The sequence below is a fragment of the Kitasatospora sp. NPDC057512 genome (genome assembly GCF_042802135.1).
GTDB lineage: Bacteria > Actinomycetota > Actinomycetes > Streptomycetales > Streptomycetaceae > Kitasatospora.
In genome coordinates this window covers 1-3,828 of the sequence record NZ_JBHVET010000773.1, presented here as the reverse complement: position 1 = coordinate 3,828, position 3,828 = coordinate 1, and the positions used below count along the sequence as shown (strand labels likewise).

Below are 3,828 nucleotides of genomic sequence, written 5' to 3'. Positions count from 1 at the left end.
GGTATGCAGCAGGGACACTCCGACCGACCGCGTTCTGACGTACCGTCGTGCGGGCAGCGCACCGCGTGGCACCCGGGGCACGCCGGAGGCGTACGGTGTTGTGTTCACGACCCGGCGAGGAGAGACGGCATGGCAGCGAGCTTCCCCGAGACCGCCATCAGCACCGAACGGCTGCTGCTGCGACCCCTTGCGGAGGACGACGCCCCCGGCCTGGCCACGATGATGGCCGACGACCTCGTGCTCGCCTGGACGGACCTGCCGCACCCCTTCACCGAGGAGTACGCGGCCGAGCTCGCCCGCACCCTCGCCCCCGCCCACCGGGCCGCCGGCCGCGGCATCGTCTTCGCCGTCACCGAGCACCTGACCCAGCGCCTGGTCGGCCTGGTCGAGCTCCGCAACACCGACTGGCGGCTGCGCAGCACCGAGATCTCCTACGTCACCGCCGTCTGGGCGCGCGGCGAGGGCTACGCCCCGGAGGCCGTCCTCGGCGTCGCCCAGTGGCTGTTCGAGGACCGCGGCTTCCTGCGCCTGGAACTGCGCACCGCCGCCGGGAACACCGCCGCCCAGCAGGTCGCCCAGAAGATCGGCGGCATCAGCGAGGGCGTGCTGCGCAGCGCCTGGATAGTCCGCGGGGAGTCCGGCGAGGTGCGGCTGGGCGCGTCTCCCGGCCGCCGGGCCGGGGGAGAGAGCCGCAGCGACCTCATCCTGTGGAGCCTGCTCCCGGAGGACCTGGAGTCCCCCGAACTGCACCGCGAGGGCTGGCACGGCGACCACCGCTACGTGCTGCGCGACTGAACCCCGCCGCCTGTTCACCCGGCGCGGACATGTGTGCGAGATGTCGGGCTCCGGTCGACCGCACCCGGTAGCCTCTGGACCGGCGCCGCACGACGGCGGATCGAGTGGCGCACCGAGTCGAGGGAGAACGGCCGCAGATGGCTGACCGGATCACGGTCATCGGGTGGGACGGCACACCGCTGACCGAGGCCGCCGGCGCGGCCCTGGCCGCGGCGACCCTGGTGGCCGGCGCCCCCTACCAACTGAACGCCCTCCCGGTGCCGGAGGCCGCCGAGCGGATCGCCCTCGGCAACGTCCGGCAGGCCGCCCGCAGGATCGCCGAGCACCGCGGCGCCGCCGTCGTGGTCGCCGAGGGCGACCCGGGGTTCTTCGGGGTGGTGCGCACCCTGCGCCGCCCCGAGTACGGCCTCGAACTGGAGGTGCTGCCCGCCGTCTCCTCGGTGGCCACCGCCTTCGCCCGGGCCGGCATGCCCTGGGAGGACGCCCAGGTGGTCAGCGCGCACGGCGGACGGCTGCGCCGCGCGGCCAACATCTGCCGGGCCCACCCCAAGGTCGCGGTGCTCACCGCGCCGGGCGCCGGGCCCGCCGAACTCGCCCTGATGCTGCGCGGGGTGCACCGGACCTTCGTGGTCTGCGAGGCCCTCGGCACCCCCGACGAGGACGTCACCGTCCTCACCTCCGACCGGATCGCCGACCACGTGTGGCGCGACCCCAACGTGGTGCTGGTGATCGGCGGCGGCGCCCGGACGGGGGCGGTGGACGAGGCGGCCGGCTGGCTCGCCGGGCGCCCGGTCGGCTACCCCGGCGTGGAACGCGGCTGGGCGCTCCCCGGTGACGCCTACGCGGGCGCCGGGCGCGCGGAAGGCGAGCCGGGCGCGCCGGAGGCGCTCCCCGCCCACGTGCGCGCCCTGGTGCTGGCCCGGCTGGGCGCCCGCCCCGGGGACCTGGTCTGGTCGGTCGGCGCCGGCAGCGGCGCCCTCGCAGTGGAGGCGGCCCGGTTCGGCGCCGCCGTCGTCGCGGTCGAGGGCTCCCGCTCGGCCTGCGCCCGGCTGACCGTCAACGCCCGCCGCTACGGCGTCGAGGTGGAGGCGGTGTACGGGAGCGGCCCCGAGGTGCTGGGCGGCCTGCCGGAACCGGACGCGGCGGTGGTGGAGTCCGGCGGACTCGACGTGGTGCGCGCGGTGCTGGCCCGTCGGCCCGAGCGGTTCGTCGCGCTGCCCCGGACCCTCACCGAGGCGGAGGAGGTCCACCGGGCGATCGCCGGGGCGGGCTACCGGGCGGACGGCTCGCTGCTCCAGGCGAGCCCGTTGCGGCCGGTGGGGGAGGGCGACGGGCTGGCGCTGGGAGCGGGCGGAACCGGCGCGCTGGTCCTCTGGGGTGAGCAGATCGTGTGAAGGCCGTGGGCCCGTCCGGGGCCCGCGCCGGGATCGTCCGGTGGCGCCGACGGTGATCCAGGTCGCATCCGGACACCGATTCGAGAGGTGACCGCGCGGTGCCGGTAGTGTGACGTCCTGGGCGACTGCACGGGTAGGCGACCCACCCGATTCGGTCGGTTTGTCACCTTTTTGACGCGGTGCAATCCGGTTCCGCTCGAAGTGTGGGCAATTCGACGGGCCTCGTGCCGGACCTGGAGAATGCCGTAGGGTCCGGTGCGGTCGTGCCGGTTGCTCCGGGTTGTCGTTGTTTCAGACGATGCGCCGCCCCGTACGGGCGGTGCGCCGGACCGGGGTGCCGCAGCGCGCCGGATGGACTTGGGCCGCAGCGCCACGGCGCGGCGGCCGCGTGTGGTTAGGGGCGGGCCGGTGCTGGTTCGGCCCGTGCGGATGGGCGCTGCGATCGGTGATCGTGTCGCCGAGGGCGCGGCAGCGGCCTGGAAGGAGCTTTGACAATGACCGATGGCGGCCACGTTCCGGGCGAGGGAATGCCGGAGCACCTGCACGGCGGGCCGGACCCGCTCGGCGGACCGGAGGGCGTCGCGGGCGTTGCACCCCTCCAGGGCGTCGCGACGGACGGCGGGGCGATCCCCGACCCGGCGGCCCCGATCGGCGGTGTCCCCGGCGCGGTGCCCCCGGGCGCGGGCGCCATCCCGCCGCAGGGCCAGTACGGCTACGGCGTTCCCGGCGTGCCGCAGCCCGGCCGGCCCGGCGAGGGCTGGGGCGTCGACCAGGGCGCACCGCGCCCGGCCTTCCACTTCCTCGACCAGCCCGACACGCCGGACGGCCTGGACGACGAGGACGACGTGCTGCTGATGCCCGGTCCGCAGGGCTCCTGGGGCGAGCCGGTCGCGGCCGTCCCGGCCGAGCAGGTGCCGCTCGCGCCGCAGCACGACGGCACGCCGGTCGAGCCGTCCTGGCCGCCGGTGGACCCGCCGGTGCTCGGCGCCGAGCACGGCGTCCAGCAGCACCCCGTCCAGCAGCAGCCGCAGCAGCCGATGACGCAGGCTCAGCAGCCGCGCCGGCCGCTGCACGCCGGTCCGCCGATCCCGGACCCGTCGCTGATGACCGGCCAGGTGCCGGTCCGGTCGCTGGCCGACCGCGGCCCCTCGCAGGGCGGCACGCCGGCGCACGGCATCCCGGTGGTCGGCCGCCCGCCGATGGCCGAGGCCGCGGCCCCGGCTCCGGCCGTCGCGCCGCAGGCCGTCCCGGTCGCTCCGGCGGCCCCCGGGGCTCCGGTCGTGGACGGGCAGCAGCCGCCGCAGGCGCAGGACTTCCCGCAGGCCCAGCAGGCCCAGCAGGTCCAGCAGGTCCAGCAGGTTCATGGGGCCCAGCAGGTGCCGCTGGGCGTGCCGCCGGTCGAGGCCGTGCTGGCCGTCGAGACGGTCGGGGCGATCGAGGTGATCGAGGTCGTCGAGACGCCGGAGGCGGCCCAGGCCGTCCCGGCTCAGCCCGTGCAGGACGTGACGGCTCCCCAGGCCGCCCAGGCCGCCGAGGTCGTGGAGACCGCTGTCGCGGCCGCGCCGCAGGCCGTCGTGGCCGAGCCGGTTCCGGCCGAGGCCGCCCAGCCGGCGGCCGAGGCGGCCGGCGCACCCGTCGC

General features: G+C 76.6%; 2 protein-coding genes and 1 pseudogene. All 3 read left to right on the top strand.

Annotated elements, in window-relative coordinates; all coding sequences use genetic code 11:
- Positions 1–129 precede the first annotated feature (129 nt).
- Positions 130–795 (top strand): GNAT family N-acetyltransferase, encoded by a 666-nt coding sequence (locus ACFU6K_RS33485; RefSeq protein WP_380669507.1) that lies wholly within the window; start codon positions 130–132, stop codon positions 793–795.
- A gap of 137 nt (positions 796–932) precedes the next feature.
- Positions 933–2,189: a precorrin-6y C5,15-methyltransferase (decarboxylating) subunit CbiE gene (cbiE, locus tag ACFU6K_RS33480; protein WP_380669505.1), complete on the top strand. Its 1,257-nt coding sequence runs from the start codon at positions 933–935 to the stop codon at positions 2,187–2,189.
- Positions 2,190–2,683: 494 nt separating this feature from the next.
- Positions 2,684–3,828 (top strand): annotated as a pseudogene (locus tag ACFU6K_RS33475) (hypothetical protein); the annotation flags it as partial.

Bases quoted from the DNA above. Each gene is read 5' to 3' on its own strand.
- ACFU6K_RS33485 (WP_380669507.1), top strand. From the start codon at position 130: ATGGCAGCGAGCTTCCCCGAGACCGCCATCAGCACCGAACGGCTGCTG.
- cbiE (WP_380669505.1), top strand. From the start codon at position 933: ATGGCTGACCGGATCACGGTCATCGGGTGGGACGGCACACCGCTGACC.